This window comes from Rhodococcus sp. MS16 (assembly GCF_013277795.1).
GTDB lineage: Bacteria > Actinomycetota > Actinomycetes > Mycobacteriales > Mycobacteriaceae > Rhodococcus_F > Rhodococcus_F globerula.
On the sequence record NZ_VBTM01000012.1, the window covers coordinates 1 to 19,695 of the forward strand.

The 19,695-nt window shown below is 60.7% G+C and carries 16 protein-coding genes and 1 pseudogene; 4 read left to right on the forward strand and 13 right to left on the reverse strand.

What is annotated here, in order from left to right:
• From FEZ60_RS24635 to FEZ60_RS24650, 4 genes are all read left to right on the forward strand, one after another.
• The coding region (locus tag FEZ60_RS24635) for an AMP-binding protein (RefSeq protein ID WP_172937243.1) at window positions 1-719 on the forward strand (719 nt) is incomplete at its 5' end.
• Between the two features lie 346 nt (window positions 720-1,065).
• Window positions 1,066-1,524 carry a MaoC family dehydratase gene (locus FEZ60_RS24640; RefSeq protein ID WP_172937244.1) on the forward strand — a complete coding sequence of 153 codons (459 nt, stop codon included), beginning with the start codon at window positions 1,066-1,068 and terminating at the stop codon, window positions 1,522-1,524.
• 53 nt (window positions 1,525-1,577) lie between these two features.
• Window positions 1,578-2,558 (forward strand): NADPH:quinone oxidoreductase family protein, encoded by a 981-nt coding sequence (locus FEZ60_RS24645; RefSeq protein WP_172937245.1) that lies wholly within the window; start codon window positions 1,578-1,580, stop codon window positions 2,556-2,558.
• Between the two features lie 285 nt (window positions 2,559-2,843).
• Window positions 2,844-4,160 carry an MFS transporter gene (locus FEZ60_RS24650; protein WP_172937246.1) on the forward strand — a complete coding sequence of 439 codons (1,317 nt, stop codon included), beginning with the start codon at window positions 2,844-2,846 and terminating at the stop codon, window positions 4,158-4,160.
• Window positions 4,161-4,657: 497 nt separating this feature from the next.
• On the opposite strand, the pseudogene FEZ60_RS32660 reads toward FEZ60_RS24650, so the two are convergent.
• From FEZ60_RS32660 to FEZ60_RS24720, 13 genes and pseudogenes are all read right to left on the reverse strand, one after another.
• A pseudogene (locus tag FEZ60_RS32660) lies at window positions 4,658-5,889 on the reverse strand (IS1380 family transposase); the annotation flags it as partial.
• Window positions 5,890-6,505: 616 nt separating this feature from the next.
• Window positions 6,506-7,546, reverse strand: a complete 1,041-nt coding sequence (locus tag FEZ60_RS24665; RefSeq protein WP_172937285.1) for a phosphotransferase family protein — start codon at window positions 7,544-7,546, stop codon at window positions 6,506-6,508.
• A gap of 5 nt (window positions 7,547-7,551) precedes the next feature.
• On the reverse strand, window positions 7,552-8,697 hold the full coding sequence (locus tag FEZ60_RS24670) for an acyl-CoA dehydrogenase family protein (protein WP_172937249.1): 1,146 nt from the start codon (window positions 8,695-8,697) through the stop codon (window positions 7,552-7,554).
• Complete coding sequence (locus FEZ60_RS24675) at window positions 8,694-9,929, reverse strand: acyl-CoA dehydrogenase family protein (protein ID WP_172937250.1); 1,236 nt, start codon at window positions 9,927-9,929, stop codon at window positions 8,694-8,696. Before FEZ60_RS24675 ends, FEZ60_RS24670 begins: the two co-directional genes overlap by 4 nt.
• A gap of 6 nt (window positions 9,930-9,935) precedes the next feature.
• Window positions 9,936-10,736, reverse strand: coding sequence for an enoyl-CoA hydratase-related protein (locus tag FEZ60_RS24680; RefSeq protein WP_172937251.1), 801 nt, complete (start codon window positions 10,734-10,736; stop codon window positions 9,936-9,938).
• Between the two features lie 74 nt (window positions 10,737-10,810).
• Window positions 10,811-12,469, reverse strand: a complete 1,659-nt coding sequence (locus FEZ60_RS24685; RefSeq protein ID WP_172937252.1) for an AMP-binding protein — start codon at window positions 12,467-12,469, stop codon at window positions 10,811-10,813.
• A 69-nt stretch (window positions 12,470-12,538) separates the two neighbouring features.
• Window positions 12,539-13,747: a lipid-transfer protein gene (locus FEZ60_RS24690; RefSeq protein ID WP_172937253.1), complete on the reverse strand. Its 1,209-nt coding sequence runs from the start codon at window positions 13,745-13,747 to the stop codon at window positions 12,539-12,541.
• A complete protein-coding gene (locus FEZ60_RS24695) occupies window positions 13,744-14,196 on the reverse strand; it encodes an OB-fold domain-containing protein (protein ID WP_172937254.1) in 453 nt (150 codons plus the stop codon). The genes FEZ60_RS24690 and FEZ60_RS24695 overlap by 4 nt, the downstream gene beginning before the upstream one ends.
• Before the next feature lie 72 nt (window positions 14,197-14,268).
• Window positions 14,269-14,775, reverse strand: coding sequence for a DoxX family protein (locus tag FEZ60_RS24700; protein WP_172937255.1), 507 nt, complete (start codon window positions 14,773-14,775; stop codon window positions 14,269-14,271).
• Window positions 14,776-14,966: 191 nt separating this feature from the next.
• Window positions 14,967-15,440, reverse strand: coding sequence for a nuclear transport factor 2 family protein (locus FEZ60_RS24705; RefSeq protein WP_172937256.1), 474 nt, complete (start codon window positions 15,438-15,440; stop codon window positions 14,967-14,969).
• The gene (locus FEZ60_RS24710) at window positions 15,437-16,636 is read right to left on the reverse strand and encodes an amidohydrolase family protein (protein ID WP_172937257.1); all 1,200 of its coding nucleotides are present in this window, start codon (window positions 16,634-16,636) and stop codon (window positions 15,437-15,439) included. Before FEZ60_RS24710 ends, FEZ60_RS24705 begins: the two co-directional genes overlap by 4 nt.
• 155 nt (window positions 16,637-16,791) lie before the next feature.
• Window positions 16,792-17,769, reverse strand: coding sequence for an alpha/beta hydrolase (locus tag FEZ60_RS24715; RefSeq protein ID WP_172937258.1), 978 nt, complete (start codon window positions 17,767-17,769; stop codon window positions 16,792-16,794).
• The gene (locus tag FEZ60_RS24720) at window positions 17,766-19,688 is read right to left on the reverse strand and encodes an NAD(P)/FAD-dependent oxidoreductase (protein WP_172937259.1); all 1,923 of its coding nucleotides are present in this window, start codon (window positions 19,686-19,688) and stop codon (window positions 17,766-17,768) included. The genes FEZ60_RS24715 and FEZ60_RS24720 overlap by 4 nt, the downstream gene beginning before the upstream one ends.
• Window positions 19,689-19,695 lie beyond the last annotated feature (7 nt).

The window sequence follows — 19,695 nt, forward strand, 5'->3', positions numbered from 1 at the left end:
TCGACACCTGGTGGCAGACCGAGACCGGCGCCATCATGATCTCCCCGCTGCCCGGTATCACCGCCACCAAGCCCGGATCCGCGATGGCGCCGCTACCGGGTATTTCCGCGAAGATCGTCGACGACGACGCCAAGCCCCTCGGCCCCGGCGGCAACGGCTACCTCGTCCTCGACGAGCCGTGGCCGGCGATGCTCCGCGGCATCTGGGGCGACATGGAGCGTTACCGCGACACCTACTGGTCCCGCTACGCCGAAGAAGGCTGGTACTTCGCCGGTGACGGCGCCAAGTACGACGAGGACGGCGCTCTCTGGGTCCTCGGCCGCGTCGACGACGTCATGAACGTCTCCGGTCACCGCATCTCCACCTCCGAAGTGGAATCGGCACTGGTCAACCATCACGGCGTCGCCGAAGCCGCCGTCGTCGGCGCCGCCGACGAGACCACCGGACAGGGCATCGTCGCGTTCGTCATCCTGCGCGAAGGCGTCGAGAACACCGGCGACATCCTGATCGCCGAGCTGAAGGCTCAGGTCTCCACCGACATCAGCCCCATCGCCAAACCCCGTCAGATCACCATCGTGCCGGAACTGCCGAAAACCCGATCCGGCAAGATCATGCGCCGCCTCCTACGCGACGTCGCCGAAGGCCGCGACCTCGGAGACACCTCAACCCTGGTCGACCCCAAGGTATTCGACGTGCTCGGAATTGCATTCCCGACGTAACTACTCAATGCCCACCCGGCGTAGCAGCAAATCGGGTCGAATAACGAGGGCACGCGCCGCCAATGTCCCGTCCTCGGCCGGAGGAGACGAGGCGACGCATGGCGAGTCCGCGGGGAAGGATGGAAATCTTAGTAACTGGCAAGAAGGAACACAGGATACTCCGCACACCGGTGAATTTGTCCCTGTAGCGAAATATCTGAATCATTCAGGACGGTACGAGCAATGAACGCAACGATCGCCTGGCATCAGAGTTTATCGACCGACTCTCCTGCAAAAAGCTTGACCCTACTCAAACTGACGAGACTTACCCCGCCACAACGACACCACACGAAAGGAATAAGCGGCGATGCCCCTGCGACTAACCGTCTTCGAGCTGGCTCAATTGGGAGCACATGACCTTGGTACCACTGAATGGCTATCGATCCGCCAGGGCCGCGTCACAACTTTTGCCGACGCAACCGATGACCACCAATGGATCCACGTAGACCCCGAACGCGCCGCGTCAGGTCCATTCGGGACCACGATTGCTCACGGATATCTCACTTTATCCTTGCTTCCCCGCATGCTTGACAAATTGCTGGAGGTGACCGACCAAGTGAGGGGAACGAACTACGGTCTCGATCGAGTTAGATTCACTAATCCAGTACCGGTTGACTCGGAAATACGTCTCGCAGCCGAACTCATGGAAACGCGCCGGCGCGAAGACGGAGGTGTGCGATACACAGTCTCGTTTCGGGTGGAACTCAACGGCCAGGACAGGCCGGCGATGATCGGCCAATCCATTTACCTTACATACGCAGAGTGACTGCGCCGAAGAAAATACAACACGCAGCCCTCAGATATCTCGGGAGTGAGAAAATGCAAGCTTTCCAATTGCGCGACTACACCGGACCGGACGGGCTGTCACGGGTAGATGTCGAATTGCCTCTAGCCGCCCACGGCGAAATCATCCTTCGGGTCCATGCGATTGGTGTCAACTTTCCCGATCTACTCATGATCAAAGGTCAATATCAGCACAAACCTGAACTTCCGACGATTCCCGGTTGCGAAGTTGCCGGCACTGTCATCAACGCCCCGGCGGGGTCTGGATGGAAGAGTGGCGATAGAGCAGCCGCTTTCGTTTGGCAGGGAGGCTACGCAGAGCAAGTCGCGGTTCCACTCAACTCCATTGTCCATGTGCCTGATTCCGTTGAATTCGCCGCTGCAGCAGCGATGGTCGTCAACTATCACACGGTTCTTTTCGCGTTATCCCACCGCGGCGCAGTCAAACCCGGAGAGACGGTACTCGTCATGGGTGCCGCGGGCGGAATAGGTACTGCCGCTGTCCAAGTCGCCAAGGGCCTCGGCGCACGTGTCATCGCGGGTGTCACCGACTCAGGACAAGCCGAAACTGCCACCGTCGCAGGCGCAACCGAAACCATACTTCTCCGACCAGGCTTCTCCAACGAAATCCGGAAGATGACAAATGACCGTGGTGTCAACGCAGTACTCGATCCGTTAGGAGATTGGTTGTCTGGTGAAGCGATCCGTGGTCTTGCCACCGAAGGGCGGTTGCTCGTGATCGGATTCGCGGCCGGGCAGATACCCGAAATCAAGCTCAACCGCCTGCTGCTTCGCAATGTCAGCGTCACCGGAGTGGCATTCGGCGCCTTCCTCGTGGGCGACCACCAGCTGATAGGACGACAAGCGGAGGCACTCGACAAGATGGTGGCCTCCGGCACGGTGGCGCCGCACATCGGTAATAGATTTCGATTCGACGAACTACCCACCGCTCTACACGCTCTAGATCGAGGCGAGGTAAAGGGCAAGGCAGTCGTAATCGTCGTCCCAGACCCATAAATTTGTCATGCCTTCGCTAGTAGGAATGCGGGCCATGTCGGCTTGGTCGTAGGAACGAGGGACAGGCTACGAATCCTTGCCTCACGATCACGATGGGCTGTTCGAGCGCGCCGAATCCAACCTGGAGCGCGGATCTCTGAAACTTACCTATGCGTTCTTCGGCTGAATCACCCACATATCCCGGCTCGTTCTGCCTCCAGACGCCGGATATTTATGTAGGCTTCCTAATTGTAATGACTCTTACACATATCGTGTCTACACAGTTAGGTAGGAAACCAACATGCCGTGGACGCCTGCAATAATACGAAAACGGTGCTGTTCCCTCACTTCACGTGCGGGCCAACGGGCCGAATGAGCACAACATTTCGTGCCCTCGCCAACCCGAACTACCGGCTCTACTCGGCAGGTGGAATCGTCTCCAATGTCGGGATCTGGATGCAGCGGGTCGCCCAAGACTGGCTCGTCTTACAGCTCACGGACAACAGCAGCATCGCAATCGGCATCACCATTGGTCTTCAGTTCCTGCCGACCTTGCTCTTCGGGCCGTATGCAGGTGTGGTCATCGACCGCTTCCGAAAACTCCGCGTCCTCCAATTGGCGAATCTTTTACTCGCGCTGGTGTCCGCAGTCACGGGAACCTTGGCGGTCACAGGGATGGCAGAGCCCTGGCACGTCTACGTACTGGTTTTCACGTTCGGCATCGTCGCCGCCGTCGAAGGACCGGCACGGCAATCGTTCATTCCTGAGCTTGTCGATCCAGACGAACTCGTCAATGCCGTAGGACTCAACTCGGTTTCGTTCAATATCGCGAGACTGCTCGGCCCGGCTCTGGCTGGACTTTTGATCGCGGCCCTTGGATCGGGCGTCGCTGCCGCCGGTTGGGTCATAATTGTGAACGCTTTCACCTACGCTGCCGTCATCATTGCGCTCTTCAGGTTGAACGCCAACGCCATCACCGCACCCCCACCCACGCCACGGCAACCAAAAATGCTTCGCGACGGCGTACGCTACGTCCGCGATCGCTCCGATATTATGGTCGTGCTTGTGGTGGTTTGGTTCTGCGGCGCCTTTGGTCTGAACTTCCAACTGTCGGCCGCGTTGATGGCTACCCAGGTCTACGGCAGAGGGGCTGGCGCGTTCGGCCTTCTCGGGTCCTGCCTGGCGGTCGGATCCCTCACCGGCGCCCTGCTGGCCGCACGTCGCGAACACGTCACCAGCCGATTCGTGGTCAAGGCTGCGTACGGGTTCGCCCTAGCCCTAGTCATCGCAGGCCTTTTGCCGACTTACCTGAGCTTCGCTCTCTGGGCGCCGATCCTCGGCGTCTTGGCGCTGACGGTCCTGACGGCCGCTAATGTCACGGTGCAGATGGCGACCGACCCCCAGTACAGAGGCAGGGTCATGGCGCTCTATATGGCTGTACTGCTGGGCGGGGCTCCGTTTGGGTCGCCTCTGCTGGGTGCTGCCGGCGAGTATTTTGGAGCGCGCTGGGTCTTGATCGGAGGGGGTTGCATGGTCTTCGTCGGGGCCAGCTTGGCACTCACGATCTTTGGAACCCGCTCTGGTACCGCGTCACTTGATACTGCTGTCCCGAAACGGCACTGAGGCAGTCAGAGTCAGGCGCGCTGTTCATCCGCCCCTTCTCGCGTGCGCCTAGTTGTTCCGGATATGCATCTCATCAGAGGAATTGCTGGACCCGCGCGGACCTCTGATGCGCGGTGCCAGAAATCAGCACGCGGAGTGTTCGTTCCCGACGATGCACCTAATGAAATCTGTCTTCGCTCAACAGTTTTAGGATCGATTCGCCGCGACATGATAGCCGCAACGTCGATGGCAATATTGATTCGATGTTGCGCGAGACCCGCTCGAAGTCCGAAACTGATGCATTTGACTACCACCACCACGTCGGGATGGGTCCGCCTCTTGGTTGGCGAAGGCTGAGCAATACTCGAACCTGGTCATCTAAGCCTGAATGCACCGATGCGCTGATTCTGAATTCTCTTGTGCAACATGGGAAGTGGACGGGAATAGTTGATCAGCCGACCTCAGATGTCGCGACGGTACTGGGCATTCGCATTGCCGACGGGCAATAGTCGGATCAGTCAGGCGGTGATCGGCACATTCCGACGGAACATGCCCTCGAACAACGTCATCCACGGTTTCTCCCACGGCCAGCCGGTCGGGAAATGCAGCGTCAGCTTGCGAGCGGAGCCAGCAATCCGTGTGGCAACCGAAATCAACTTGTTTCGGGTGGGCGGCGGTCGATTTCACCAGTGTAGGGTCACCGGTCAGTGTCGCTGCAGCGCAGGAGAGTGAATGCCATGACAGCGCAGACCAGCCAGGCAGCGTGGGCGCAAAAATGCGCTGATGGCATGCGCACGAGGGCAGAGTTCTTCAGATCCGCATGCACTTGCCCAATGACTGTGTGCCTGCGATGAGCAAGGATCCCGTCTTCCCGTCTCGGCGATAAGTTTGGTCAGCAGCAACAGTGTCGAACCCGGCCGGGGCTTGGTAGTGAAAACGCATGGAACCGCCACACGTCGAACAGTTGACGTTATCCCTGGTCGTTCTTCGCCGATAGATCCAGGATGCGTTGGATAATCAACCGACCGTGAATGTGGTGGGCTTTCTTCTGCGAGGCGAACGCAATGAACAGGATTCGGCGACTTCAGCGACCGAGATCCACCGCTGCGTTTCTTCGTCGAAGACAGCGTGGGTGTATTCGATCGGTGCCGCGGTATCGTCTGCGATGGCGCCGATCGCGGATCTCATCACCGAGTTCAGTCCAGCGGTGACCGAAACGTCCGAGTCGCCGCGAACTACCGCGCCGATGGTGGGATACTCGATGAACGCCAAATCTGCGCGTAACAGGGGTTTCGGTACTAATTGCGACTCAGCGTCATTGCCTGATGTAGCGCAGGGATGGCTGCTGTTGCGCGCATGTGGCCGACGGCGGTGAGTGTATCGGCGATAATCCAGGTTACTCCGCGGGAGTAGTCGCAGCTACCTTTCCGCAGTCGTTGTCCGACGATCACGGGTGCGGTGGCAACTGGTGGACAGGAGGGTGATCAGGGAGTTCAAGCCTCTGACACCGGAAGCCGTAACCGGATCCCTGTTGGCCGTGCCGGTGAACTTCGATGATCGAATCGTCGATGTCGATCATCACCCGGCCGTCAACTTCAGCGACGATCGGAGCGGCTTCTGCGAGCCCGCAGAAAAACCGTGACACCACGGCGTCAAGTTGGCGCAGGTGACCGAAGGCGTATTCACGCAGGAACGAACCCAAGGTCGAAGGTGCGTAGGGGCGATCGAAAACGGCGCCCATTGCGAGATTCCCTTCGTTGCGACTGAATGTGATCGTCAAGAAATCTCATTCTCTCACTACGACAAGGCATTTCGTGTCTACGACTTGCGGCCGGCCGCTAGTGAATCGGTGCATCCAGGTTAATGTTACGCGTGACAGGACGTAAAGACCCCAGGACGTGATCACGCACCGCCAGCTCGATGGGCACCGAACCCTGATACGGCGGAGTGGTCAATCACCAAGAGCAGCAACACAAACGGGTCTACCAACGGCAGAGTACGCACAGCCACGATTCGCCTGTGGTAGCCAGGTCTGGGACGGGTTGCTCCTCGTCAGCAGGCGCTAATGCACAATGCCCACCAGAACTGACAACCATCCCGGTCCATCGTTGTTGCCTCAGCTGGCGAGAAACCCTCCGCAACCGCTGGCGTTATCGCAATGATCCAGCACTGCGATGCACTTTTCGAGTCCCGACCGGAAATGGGAAACAGTTTCAGCGGCAGGCTCGTTCGACCGCTGCCCGCCAAGCTGTTTTTCGAGCGCACTCGCCGCAAGCACGGCGGAACTGCGCGCTCGATCAGCCGATCACCAACCAATCGCCCTGACACACAGCTGAGGCTGGCGAACCATGGGGAGACGCCGACCGTCAGCTCCGGCGCACCCGGTGAAGCGCACGAACCAGCAGCGGTTCAACCATCTCCCCCATCCCGCTATGACCCTCGCCGACGGTTTGTCCCTGTAGATGCCGGACATGTATCTGCTCGAAGATCACGGCGAGCTTCAGGTCAGCCAGCGAGACGTACCAGTCGATCACGTCCATGTCGTCTAGACCAACGGACTCCGCATAGCGAATAGCCAACTCTGCACGGGATCCGAAGCCTGGCAAGGCAGTCATCCCGGCGCTGAGTGGGTGAAAGGGCTGCCCCTCCTCGTCCCAGTAGCTCAACAACAAGCCAAGATCGGTGAGCGGGTCGCCGAGCGTGGACATCTCCCAGTCCAGCAGCCCCACTACTTGACCCGGATCACTGTGTCCCACCATGAGGTTGTCGATCTTGAAGTCCCCGTGAACCAATCCGGCTCGGGACTGCGTCGGCATGCTCTGAGCAAGCTCTGTAATTAGCGCATCGACCTCGGGTCGGTCCACCGTGTGGGCGGCGTTCCATTGGGTGCGCCAACGCCGGAGCTGACGCTCCAAGAACCCGTCCGCCCGGCCGAACTCCTCGAGCCCGACGTCCGCGGGGTCCACCTTATGCAGGGCCACCATCGTGGATAACACTGCCTCGGTCAGTCGGTGCCGCTCCGCCTCGGACAGCTCTTCGGTTTGCTCACGATTCTGAATGGTGCGGCCGTCGAGCTGTTCCATCAGATAGAACGAAGCTCCGATCACTGAGGGATCCTCGCAGGTCAACACGACTCTTGGAACCGGAACCGCGGTACCGGCCAAGGCCTGGATGACTCGGTACTCGCGCTGCATGCTGTGCGCAGACTCGAGCACCAGTCCGTGGGGCGGACGCCGAAGAATCCATTGGTTGTCACCGTCTGTCACCTGATACGTGGGATTCGAGCGCCCCCCTGCAATCAGTGTCGCGTGCAGTTCTCCGACTTCGGGAATCTGCTGGGCAATGTGCACACGCAAGCCGACGACGTCGAGGCCGAAGTCCGCCGCGACCGCGGCGCTGTGGTCCATGCTTGTCACAATCCCATCTCCCTGCCGATGATCAGTTTCATGATTTCGTTCGATCCCGCGTAGATGCGGCTGGGCCGGGCATCTCGCCACGCCCTCGCGACTCGATACTCGTTCATGTATCCATACCCGCCGTACAACTGGACGCAATTGTCGAGGACCTGGTTCTGCACCTCGGAGGTCCACAGTTTCACTTTGGCTGCATCGACGACAGAGAGTTCCTGCCGGTTGTGCGCCATTACGCAATGATCGACGAAATGCTGGGAGACCTCGACCTTCGTGACAAGATCAGCCAGCAGGAATGCGTTGTGCTGAAAGCTGGAGATCGATTGTCCGAACGCGCGGCGTTCCTTGGTGTAGGCGATCGTCTCCTCTAGGATTTGCGCAACATGAGCCATGTTGATCACTGACACGCTGAGTCTCTCCTGGGGCAGCAGATTCATCATGTGGACAAAGCCCTGCCCCACCTCGCCGACAAGATTCTCGGCGGGGATCCGTACATTCTCGAAGAAGAGTTCGGCGGTGTCCGCTTCTTCCTGCCCGACCTTGTCCAGCTTGCGTCCTCTGGAGAAGCCCTCCATCGAACTCTCCACAGCGAACAGGCTGATCCCCCTCGCGCCCTTACCCGGGCCCGTCCGGGCGGCGACCAGGATCAGGTCGGCAGAATACCCATTGGTGATGAAGGTCTTGGCTCCGTTGAGTATCCAACCTTCTCCGTCGGGCACCGCCGTCGTGCGCAACGCGGCTAAGTCCGAACCGGAGCCCGGTTCCGTCATCCCGATCGCCGTAGTCATCTCCCCAGTCACGAAGCCAGGCAGCCACCGCTCCCGCTGCTCGACTGTCGTCAACTTGACCAGATAAGGGGCCACGATGTCGGCATGGATGCCGATACAACTTGGCAGCGCCATGTTCACCTTGGCCAATTCCTCCATGAGGACCGCATTGAACCGGTAGTCACCGGCCTCTGAGCCACCGAACTTCTCAGGAACCTCCAGTCCGAGCAGCCCCTGACGTCCGGCTGCCAACCAAAGGTCTCGGGGAAAACCCTTGTCGGCTACATGGGAGTCGAGGTTCGGCGTGACTTCACGCTGTACGAAGGCACGAACGGAGTCGCGGAACGCATCGTGGTCCTCCGTGTAAATGTGACGTTTCATGACCGGCTTCCGATCTCAGCACGGGCGATGGCGCGCAGGTGGACCTCGTCCGGTCCATCGAACAGTCGCATCGCGCGATGCCAGCCGTACATTGCAGCGAGCGGGATATCATCGCTGACGCCAGCACCACCGTGAATCTGGATCGCGCGGTCGATGACGTCCAACGCGGCACGCGGAACTGCAACCTTGGCCATCGCGACATAGGGTGCAGCCGCTTGGTTTCCCGCAGTATCGATCACTCGTGCCGCCTGACGACACAAAAGCCGGGCCTGCTCGATAGCGATGCGGGATTCGGCAATCTGTAGCTGAACCATCCCCTGTTCAGCTAGAGGCTTACCGAACGCAATACGGTCCCGCGCGCGGTGCGCCATCAAGTCGAATGCCCGCTCCGCTGCGCCGAGGGCACGCATGCAGTGATGGATCCGTCCGGGACCGAGCCGTGCTTGGGCAATCGCGAATCCGGCTCCCTCCTCACCGATCAGGTTGCTCGCCGGAACCCGCACGTTTTCGTAGTTGATCTCGACATGACCATGCTGGTCATGGCGACCGAACACAGGAATGTCCCGAACCACGGTCACACCCGGAGTATCGATCGGCACGATGATCATCGACTGCTGACGGTGCCGCACCGCAGCAGGATCCGTCTTGCCCATCACGATCAGGAAGCGACAACGCGGGTCGGCTGCGCCGCTGGTCCACCACTTGCGCCCGTTGATCACGTACTCATCGCCATCACGCTGGATGAGCGTCTCGATATTCGTAGCGTCTGAACTCGCCACCGCCGGCTCAGTCATGGAAAATGCCGAACGGAATTTTCCCTCCAACAGCGGACGGAGCCAGGTCGCCTTCTGCTCGTCACTGCCGAACAAGTGAAGCAGCTCCATGTTGCCAGTATCCGGGGCACTGCAGTTCATCGACTCAGGGGCGATGTCCAGGCTCCAGCCACTGAGCTCGGCGAGGCCTGCGTACTCCAGTTGGGTCAAACCGGAGACAGACGGAAGGAACAGGTTCCACAGACCACGCGCACGCGCCTTTACCTTGAGTTCCTCGACCACCTGGGGCACGACATGCTCGTGAGGTCCGCCCCCGTTACGTTGCTCGTGGTACGTCGGTTCGGCTGGAAAGACCTCGTTATGCATGAAGTCAAGAAGGTCGTCAGTGAGCCGCTTGGCACGGTCTGACGGGCTCAGATCTAGATTTTCTGGGTCCAAGGGGGCCGGAATGGAGGTCATGTCAGGTCATCGTCCTTGAAACTTGGGCGCACGCTTCTCGCGGAACGCAGTGAGTGCCTCGGCCATGTCGGCCGTGTGGCTGCTGAGGACCTGGTTGCGGTTCTCCAGCGCCAACGCAGCCTCAAGGCTCGGAGCATCCACGTTCTGCTGGACGACGTGCTTTGTGAGTTCCATGCCGATCGGACTGTTCCCAACCAATACCTCGGCGAGCGCAAGTGCCCTCGGCATCAGGTCCTCTGCTTCCACTACTTCTGTGACCATTCCGATACGTAGCGCTTCATTGGCGTCGACGAACCTTCCGGTCAGGAGAATTTCGTAGGCGCGACCCAGCCCGACCAGGCGCGGAAGCAACCACGAAGTACCTACATCGCCACCGGACAATCCGATCTTGACGAAGGCCGCGTTGAACCGAGCCGCGGGGGATGCGATCCGGATGTCTGCTGCCAAAGCGAGGCCCATGCCCGCCCCAGCTGCAGCACCGTTGACAGCGGCGATGACCGGCTTCTTCATCGTTCGGAAGCCGGCAATAGAGGTGGCCCACTTCTCTTGCTCGGCCAACATGTGCATCGGCACCATACCGGGCAGCAACGCAGCCTCGTCGAGGTCCAACCCGGCGCAGAACGCTCGGCCTTCGCCGGTCAGCACGAGCACCCGTACCTCGGGATCTCCGTCGACCTCCGATTGCAAGGTCACGAACTCGTCGAACATCTCGAACGTAATCGCGTTGAGTCTCGCCGGACGCGCCAGCTCGGCCACCACAACAGTCGGGTTAGGCCGGTGAACTGAGAGGTGCTGATATGAAGGCATTTGATTCCTTTCAGGACGCTGCGGCAAGGACACCGAACCACGAGCGCTGTAGAAACTGGGTGGGATCTATCGGGTCATCTGGCGCGAAGTTCGCGACGAAGCAACTTGCCCGAGGCATTGCGCGGCAGTTCGTCCATGAACTCCACCAGCCGTGGATACTTGTAGGCGGCCATCCGCTCACGACAGAAGGCAATCAGTTCCTCACTGCTGACCTGCACTCCCCCGATCACCGAGACATAGGCCTTCACCGTCTCGCCGCGATACTCGTCGGGAATTCCCACGACGGATACTTCCTTCACCGCGGGGTGTTCTTGGAGGATGTCCTCCACATCACGCGGATAGATCTTGAATCCGCCGGCCACAATGATGTCCTTGAGCCGGTCGACCACGAAGAGCCAACCGTTCTCATCAACGCGACCGAGGTCACCGCTGAAGTGCCAGCCGTCACGAATCGCGTGCGCAGTTTCCTCGGGGAGCTCCCAATAGCCAGGAATGATGCCCGGCCCGCGAATCACGATCTCCCCTAGTTCTCCGACCGACAAATCGCTACCTGAAACGACGTCCACGATCCGGGTCTCGAAGCCAGGGACGGTGACACCAACCGAGAGTGCACCACTCTCGGGGTCAATCGGCACCTCGGCGCCGTCGGGCACCAGGTGGGTCGGCCCATGCGCCTCGGTCATTCCGTAGACACTGTGAAGGTTCCACCCTGTCGCGTCGAAGACTCGTCGGGCTAGGGCGGCTGAGAGCGGTGCGCCTCCGGACAGGGTCTTGGTCAACGAGGAAACGTCGTACGAAGCCCGGTTGTCGCTACTGGAAAGTGCCGAATATGCCGTACTGACTGCGACGACGAAGGTGGCTCGCCAGCGCTCAGTGAGCGCCAGGACAGTCTCGGGGTCCATCCGGTGCATCAGCACCATCGGTGCGCCGGAAACCAAAGTCAAAGCCGCGCCTGCCACTGAACCGGTTATGTGAGTGATCGGAGCAACGCAGAGCACTACGTCCTGTCCCCGACGGATGTCCCACCAATCGATATATACCTGAGCAGCGCCCACCATCGACCGGTGCACGTTGATCGCCCCCTTGGCTGGACCGGTCGTACCCGATGTGTAGGTCAACAGCGCGACCGCCTCAGGGCACTTGCCCGCCGCCTCGACCGACCGGCCAACGTGCGTGGCCATGACATCGCTCCATCTGAGGACCCCGTCGCTGTGCACCGGCGCCGGGATGTTGCGCCCGATCGCCTCTGGGACCGTTGCTCGCGGAGTCATGTCCAACGGATGAGTGGTGACTACCACCCGAGCAGGAATCTTGTCGCGGATAGCGTGAAGTTCACGCGCGTAAAGTGCGTCCTGCGCGACAACCGCAGTGGCTGCCGAGTCCGTGAACAGGTGCAGTAACTCCTTGCCTCGCGCCATCGGATTAACAGCCACGGCTACCAAGCCGATCTTCCAGGCAGCGACGAGGCTAACTAGCCATTGCGGGTCGTTCTGCAAGAAGATCGCCAGACGGTCCCCGGCCTGCACGCCTTCGTCCAGCAAGGCACTGGCAAGCGCATCCGCGGCCCGGTCCAATTCTCCGAATGAGAGTGAGACGTCAAAGTAGTGGATCGCCGAAGCGGTGGGATCGTTCGCCAACTGGCGCCGCCATGCGTCGAGTAGGTCGCTCGGGACCTCCTCGGCATTCATGGACTTCTCTGGCAAGAATTCTTCCGGCGTGACTGAAATATGCATAGGTTCACCTTTCTGTGCGCCGATGTCTGAGCTGGGTCGTGTGAAGGAATGGGCGCACACTCACTCGGTTCAGACGCTGAGCACCACAGCAGAACCGTGGCCGAAGAGTCCCTGATTGGCAGTTACGCCGACGGTGGCACCCTCGACCTGGCGGCCTGTGGCCTGGCCACGCAGCTGCCAGGTCAACTCGCAAACCTGGGCCAGTGCTTGAGCCGGAACGGCTTCGCCGAAGCAGGCAAGACCACCCGACGGATTGATCGGGATGCGACCGCCGATGGTTGTCTCGCCGGCCCTCAACAAAGACTCTGCCTCGCCCTGCTCACAGAGACCGAGGTCCTCCATCCAGTCCAGTTCGAGCGCCGTTGAGAGGTCATAGACCTCGGCCAGGCTGACATCCTCGGGCCCGATGCCCGCCTGGTTGTACGCCGCCCGCAGAAGGTTCTGCTTAAACGTATGTTCTGGGCCGATCCCACCTGTCCCACCGATCGCGGAATCGGTGGACAGGTTCGGCATGTCCAGCACGACATCCGGGTATGTAGGGGTCACGGTGGCGACCGACCGCACCTTGACCTGGGTCTTGAGACCGATCTTGCGCGCATATGAGGCACTGACCAAGACCACGGCCGCGGCCCCGTCCGAGGTCGCGCAGATGTCCAGCAAGTGCAGCGGGTCACAAACGATTGCGGACGCCATCACCTCGTCGACCTCAACCACCTTGCGGTAGCGAGCATTGGGGTTACTGATGCCGTGCCGAGAGTTTTTGGCCTTCACCGCAGCGAAGTCCTCGCTCGCGGCTCCGTACAGGTCCATTCGGCGTCTGGCGTACATGCCGAAGTACGCGGGGTTGGTCATCCCGAAAAGCCGGAACCGGAGCCAATCCGGGTCGTTCCACCGCTCACCCGCATTGGGAGCCAGGAAGCCCTTGGGCGTTGTATCTGCACCGACCACCAGGGCGACGTCGGAAAGACCTGCCATGATTCTGGCCCTGGCAGTGTCGAGCGCCTGGGCCCCAGTGGCGCAAGCTGCGTAGGAGGTGGCGATCGTGGCGCCGTTCCAGCCCAGCGCCGAAGCGAATGTGGAACCGGCCACGTAACCCGCGTAGCCGTTGCGCACCGTCTCCCCGCCGACCACGAGGTCGACCTCCGGCCACGGGACACCTGCGTCCGTCAGAGCTGCACGCGCAGCGTGTACGCCGTACTCGACGAAGTTACGGCCCCACTTGCCCCAGGGGTGCATGCCGACGCCTGCTACGACAACTTGATCCCCGGCGATGCTCATGCGTTCACCTGCGAGCCCGTCAGCGCAACCGGTACCGGTTTCCACCGCCAGATCACGAGATCATCGGAGTCCACTCGGTTCAGCGTTTCGACGATCAACTCCACTTCGGTGCCGACGGTGACATCGTCCACGCCGTACCCGTCGGCGAGTTGACCGAGGACCACAAGCCCCTCGGGGAGTTCGACCGCCGCCAGACCGAACGGGACGTATTCCCCCTCCGGCGCAATATACGGGGCAGGCGGCTGGTACTGCGCATCGGTGTATGACCAGACAGTGCCTCGGCGCGAAAGCTCTACGCGTTCCAGCGCATTCGATCCACAGATCGGATTGCCGCAGAACTCTCGAAGCGGCGGAAAGAAGACTGAGAAACATTCGCGACACTGTTTTGCCAACAGTGCGGGCTCCTCAGTCAGGGTGAACCATCCGTCGATCACTGCCGACCGTGCCATGCGTCAGTCCTCTCCTCGCGCTATGTACACCGCTATTTCATCATTATTTCGGACCCTTTGCAATGAGGCATCCTAATAATTATCAGCGGAAACATTCGGGCGGTAACAGGCCGCCAACAAAGTGCCCCCCGCTATCAACCCGACCGCCGCACCGGCCAGACCCCAGGCAAGGCCGCCGCCCGGCAATCCCAGTAGGCGATCCAGCGAATACCGGCCAGGCCCGACAAGGCCCACCGTCACCGCGCAGACCAGGATCATTGCCGTGTACTCCCAACCTCCTTGGAATACGAAGGGGCCTTTACCTCGATGATCGGTCCGAGTGGCCACCCACATCAGCCCTACGAGTCCGGCAGTCGCGGCCGGCGTGAGCAGACCCACGACAAGCAGCACACCGACCCCGATCTCGGTCGCCGCGGCCAACCGAGCATGCAGACCGGCGGGCTGCAGACCAAGCGCGGCAAACCAATGCGCAGTCCCCGACAGACCACCTGCACCGAAGATCTTGTTGTAACCGTGCGCCAGGATCATCAGACCGAGCGCGACCCTCAGTAGGAGAATGGCCTCGTCTACAGCCGTCATCGCTGCACCTCGCGCAACTCTAGGGAACCGAACACCGAGGAGCTCACAATCGCCCGCCTTTCATCGTGAAGACATCAACCATCTGAACGTCCGAATCGCACCGGCGACCGGATTCGAACACAGCAAACGTGCGCGACCCCAAGAGAGGCCGCGCACGCGGGTATCACCGACGAACGGTGGCTACGGATACCTCAGACCGAGGCGCCTGCTGAATCGGCCAGCACGTCGCGCAACGGACGTGACGGCGTCTTGTCGAGAACGACCTGCAATCGGGCGATTTTCAAAGCTCCCTCATCGAGCCTCATCACACCCGAAACCAGCCCCGAACTCATCATCACGATCCCGGACTCACCGACCTTGGAAACGAGAAGGGTAGACCGGAACTCTGCCTCGGACGCACCCGCCGTGACCAGGTAGAAATTCGTCACCTGATGCCGAAGCGGAAACGGGCCCGCCTTCCTGTGGTCCACCTGCCAGGCGAGCACCGCCGTCCGACCTGCGGCTTTGCCGGCTAACTGCGCTTCATTAGGCGCTTTCCCCGAGTCGCTGCGGGACTCGAAGGTGACGTCCGGATGCAGCATCGACTCGAACTGGTCGAACTCTGCCTCGTCGTAAGTAATCCACCACTGTGAAAGCAGCGCCCGCGCCGCACCGACCTCGATCACAGCAGCGGGTCCCCGGTGCGAGCGAAAAGATCCAAGATGTTCTTGGAGAAGAAGTTCTCCTGCATCTGCAAGTCGCCCTGCTCCGCGAACAGCTTTTCGTAATGTTGTGTAGGACGGTCGCTACCTTCGAAGTGGGGATAGTCCGACGAATAGCACGCGACCTCGGGAAGCTGTTCGAGCAGTGGCACCGGGTTGAAACCGAGAGTAGGCAGCGGCGAAACACGGACCTGACGACGGATGTACTCACTGGGCTTGAGCTTGCCCTCGTAGCCGCCGGCGACGATCGCTTTGGAGACTCCGGGGACGGTGATCTGGTCGAGTCGGTTGGCCAGAGGCGCAACCCAGTCGATACCCTGCTCGGCCATCACCACATTAAAATTGGGGTGCCGGTCGAAGTGTCCGCTGATGATCCACGCGGTCAACCAGGTTTCGACGGCCTGCGATGGGTGACTGGTCGACAACACACGGATCACGGCGGGGTTCTTGTGGTTGGCCCACCCAGGGTGGAACATCCTAGGAGCAAGACCCACATGAATGACGCCGGTCATTCCCAGATCTGCGGCGGCGTCCCAGACCTTGTCGTACATCGGATCAATCGGCGGCTTGTTGCCGACAGGCTCGGCATTCAGCATGAAGAAGCGGCTGCCCTTTGCACGCATACGGGTGAGCTCGGCGACGCACCAGTCCGGATCCTCGTAACGCAGCGTGGTGGCCGGGATGATCCGATCCAGCCAGTCCGCCGAGCGGTCGGCCATCCAGGTGTTGATCGCAGTCAAGGTCTCCATACCCAGCGCCGGATCCTCTATCACCCGCGCCAGTGTGTAGGCCGTGCCGGAGATCACGTTCTGCTTGGTAATACCCTGTTCATCAAGCCATCCGATCCGCACAGCAGGATCGACGAACTCCGGGTTCATCGTGGCATTCTTGTATCCCACCTCCTCGGCATCCGACTTGGTGACGTCGAACATCAGGTTGCAGTGCGGAGTGACCAGCTGATCGATCGGCATCCGCTCCTGCGGGGGGAGGTGACGAAGGATGTCGTGACTCAGGAAGAAGGCGAACTGCTCGGCCGCCTGCAGCGCGAACCGCGGATCCGACTCAGGGTACTTCTGCGGCAGACGCTCCTTCAGGCTCGGAAACTCGTCCAACCAGTCCTCGGTCGGCTCGTAGTGTGCGTCGACATCGATGATTCCCATCGTGTCCCTCCATTCAGATTGTGGTGATCCGGCGCGCCGTTCCCTTGAAAGAACACCGGGATTGTTCTTGAGTTGTGTTGCCGACACCGCGCCCGCTGAGCGTGACTTTGAAGGTCATCGAGGTGCCCTGCACTGGGGAACCATCTCGATTCCACCTAAGGAGTCGCAAGTGCGATGGACACTCTGCGTTCCACTGCGACGTTCTGCCGGGAACGCATCAACGCACACACGTCAGAGACTGCGAGAAGGCTTCGGCGCAGACCTTGGGTGATGAATCCGTGACCAACTCCCGGATACCGGGCTATCACCACCTGATTGCCAGCATGTCGGAGCCGCTCGGCATATCTCTCGCAACCGTCACGGATAAGGTCGTACTCGGCTGTGACCACGATCGCGTCCGGAAGGTTCGACAGGTCGTCGGCCAGCACCGGAACCGCATACGGGCTCAACTCCTTGGGGCCCCGCCCGGCGAAATACTGCGCCTTCATCCACTCGGCCGACGACCGAAGCAGAATCGGCCCCTCCGCGTAGATATCGGCTGAGGGGAAGTCCCAGTCGAAGTCCACCCCGGGGTAGAACAACAACTGGGCCAACAAAGCCGGACCACCGCAGTCACGGGCCTGCAGGGCAACACCAGCGGCCAACTGGCCGCCGGCACTGTCTCCAGCAACGCTGATCCGACCCAGATCAATCCCCAGCTCCGCAGCGTGCTCAGCGACCCAACACAACGCTTCGTAGGCTTGGTCCGTAGCAACGGGATACGCGTGTTCCGGAGCCAGGTAGTAATCGACGTTGATCACTACTGCGCGGCAGCCAACCGCCAGGGAACGAGCTAAGCCGTCGAAACTGTCGATGCTACCGACGACCAACCCGCCACCATGGAAATAGACGATCGCCGGAAGTTCGACGTCGAGTACCGGTCGTAGGACTCGCACCCGGAACACTCCGTGCACACCGATGACTTCGAGGTCACTGGACGAAGCAACGTCCTCCCCCGCAGCCCGCGGACGCCTCTCGACGGCCTTGCGAGCCTCGAGGATGTCCAGGTTTCGGTAGTCGAGAGGGGCGCCGCGCTGGTCCAGCAGTGCGCGAGCATCCGGGTCCAACCCCTGCAGCAAGCGTTCGGGGATCACTTGAGCACGAGGTCCTCACGCTTGGGCGCGACGTGGTCGTGCCAGTTGTCTACCAGCTTCCACGGGTTAGGCAGTGTCATTCGGCCCGAGGAATTCCTGTAGTACGTGTGCGCGGTGGTCTGCAAACCCCAGATGGTCTTCTCAAGGTCCTTGTCCAGACGCGTCAGGTAGGCATCCATCACCGCCTCATCGGGCTCGATCGTGGAGGCGCCTTCTTCGAACATCAAGCGCAGGCACTCGACGATGTACTGCGTGCCGGTTTCGCTGATGAAGTTGTGCGAGCCGCCATGGTTCGGGGCACCGTTGGGACGTGAGGTATTGAACAGGTTGGGGAACCCCGGTACCAGGCCGCCCAGGTAGGCCCGCGGATTGTCACCCCACACCTCGGCCAACTTGCGCCCGCCGCGACCGGTGATGTCCAGATCGGTCATGTAGTGCAGTTTGAATCCGGTGGCGTACACGATCACATCGACCTCGAGCACCGAACCGTCGGCTAACTCGATGCCCTCGGGCCGGATTCGGCTGATCGGGTCGTCGACCAACTGGATGCGCCCATCAGCGATCGCGGGGTAGTAACCGCCGGGGTCGCGGACATTTCGCTTGGCATTCGGGGGGAAGTCCGGAGTCAACTTCTTCGCCAACTCTGAACTCTCGCCGAAGTTCTCCGCAATGTGTTCCATGCACATTTCGAGCGTTGCATGGTTGGAGTCGGAAATCGACATCCGGTCGTGGGCCTCGTACCACTCGTGGTCGACCATCACCCGGGGATACTGGATGACGTCCGAGGAGTACCAGAACGTTTTGCCACGTAGCCACTCGTTGTAGAAGGGGACGTTCCGGATGAGCCAACGCTCTCCCTCCGGGACGTCGGCCTTGCCGATGATGTCGGGCAGAATCCAGGACGGCTGCCTCTGGAGTAGATGGAATGACTTGACCTTGCCGGCCAGAGCGTCGGCCACCTGGACTGCGGTAGCGCCGGTACCGATCATCGCGACCCGCTTGTCGGAGAGGTCGACATCATGGTTCCATCGAGCGGTGTGCCAGCTGTCTCCGGCGAATTGATCGACGCCATCCACGGTGGGGAACTTCGGCTCATTGAGATAACCCAAGCCTCCGACAACAGCATTGGCGAACATGCTCTGCGGAGTTGCTGCAGCGTCAGTGACGTCGACGTAGCTGATCTCCCAGAGGGAGCGGTCCTCGTGCCAGTGCAGACCGGTAACCTTCTTGCCGAACTGGACGTTGTCCATGATCCCTTGATTGGTGGCCAGCGAGACGAGGTAGTCCTTGTATTCCGCACCGGGCGGGTAGAACCGGGTCCAATCCTGCAGTTGGTAGGAAAGCGAGTAATAGATGCTCGGCGTGTCCACCGCGACTCCGGGGTAAGTATTGATGTTCCAGACGCCGCCGACCTCACTCTCCTTCTCGAGGATTGTGTAGTCGACGCCATCACGCTCGAGACGCGTGGCCATGGCGATGCCGGACATACCGGCACCCAAGACAGCTACCTTGTAGCCAGCCGGGACCGGCTGGGTCCGCGGGGAACGCTGCGGGGCGGGGTGCAGACCGGACTGGTCGCGTAACGGTTCGGCATACTCGCCTGGCACTTCATACCCGGTGGCAATCTCGAGCATCCGAACGATCGCGGCGTCGTCAAGACTGATACGCGGTTCCGTGACCGGGTTGCCGAGGGCCTCGACGAGCATGACCACCAGTCGGTCGAGGTCAGCTTGTGGTAATTCGCCGGAGGGGATGCGGCCACGGACCTTTGTCTTCGGAGGGTGCGTCATCAGCGCCCCGAACTCCTCCAGAAGGCTGAGATCCCCGGTAAGTTCGACGAGAACCAGCAGCAAGACCGCTGGGTCTGCAAAGCTTGCATTCGCCTTGAGGTCCTCGATGGACACTGAAGTCTCGCTCATTCGCCCG

Bases quoted from the DNA above. Each gene is read 5' to 3' on its own strand.
- FEZ60_RS24640 (WP_172937244.1), top strand. From the start codon at position 1,066: ATGCCCCTGCGACTAACCGTCTTCGAGCTGGCTCAATTGGGAGCACAT.
- FEZ60_RS24645 (WP_172937245.1), top strand. From the start codon at position 1,578: ATGCAAGCTTTCCAATTGCGCGACTACACCGGACCGGACGGGCTGTCA.
- FEZ60_RS24665 (WP_172937285.1), bottom strand. From the start codon at position 7,546: ATGGACCACAGCGCCGCGGTCGCGGCGGACTTCGGCCTCGACGTCGTC.
- FEZ60_RS24670 (WP_172937249.1), bottom strand. From the start codon at position 8,697: ATGAAACGTCACATTTACACGGAGGACCACGATGCGTTCCGCGACTCC.
- FEZ60_RS24675 (WP_172937250.1), bottom strand. From the start codon at position 9,929: ATGACCTCCATTCCGGCCCCCTTGGACCCAGAAAATCTAGATCTGAGC.
- FEZ60_RS24680 (WP_172937251.1), bottom strand. From the start codon at position 10,736: ATGCCTTCATATCAGCACCTCTCAGTTCACCGGCCTAACCCGACTGTT.
- FEZ60_RS24685 (WP_172937252.1), bottom strand. From the start codon at position 12,469: ATGCATATTTCAGTCACGCCGGAAGAATTCTTGCCAGAGAAGTCCATG.
- FEZ60_RS24690 (WP_172937253.1), bottom strand. From the start codon at position 13,747: ATGAGCATCGCCGGGGATCAAGTTGTCGTAGCAGGCGTCGGCATGCAC.
- FEZ60_RS24695 (WP_172937254.1), bottom strand. From the start codon at position 14,196: ATGGCACGGTCGGCAGTGATCGACGGATGGTTCACCCTGACTGAGGAG.
- FEZ60_RS24700 (WP_172937255.1), bottom strand. From the start codon at position 14,775: ATGACGGCTGTAGACGAGGCCATTCTCCTACTGAGGGTCGCGCTCGGT.
- FEZ60_RS24710 (WP_172937257.1), bottom strand. From the start codon at position 16,636: ATGGGAATCATCGATGTCGACGCACACTACGAGCCGACCGAGGACTGG.
- FEZ60_RS24720 (WP_172937259.1), bottom strand. From the start codon at position 19,688: ATGAGCGAGACTTCAGTGTCCATCGAGGACCTCAAGGCGAATGCAAGC.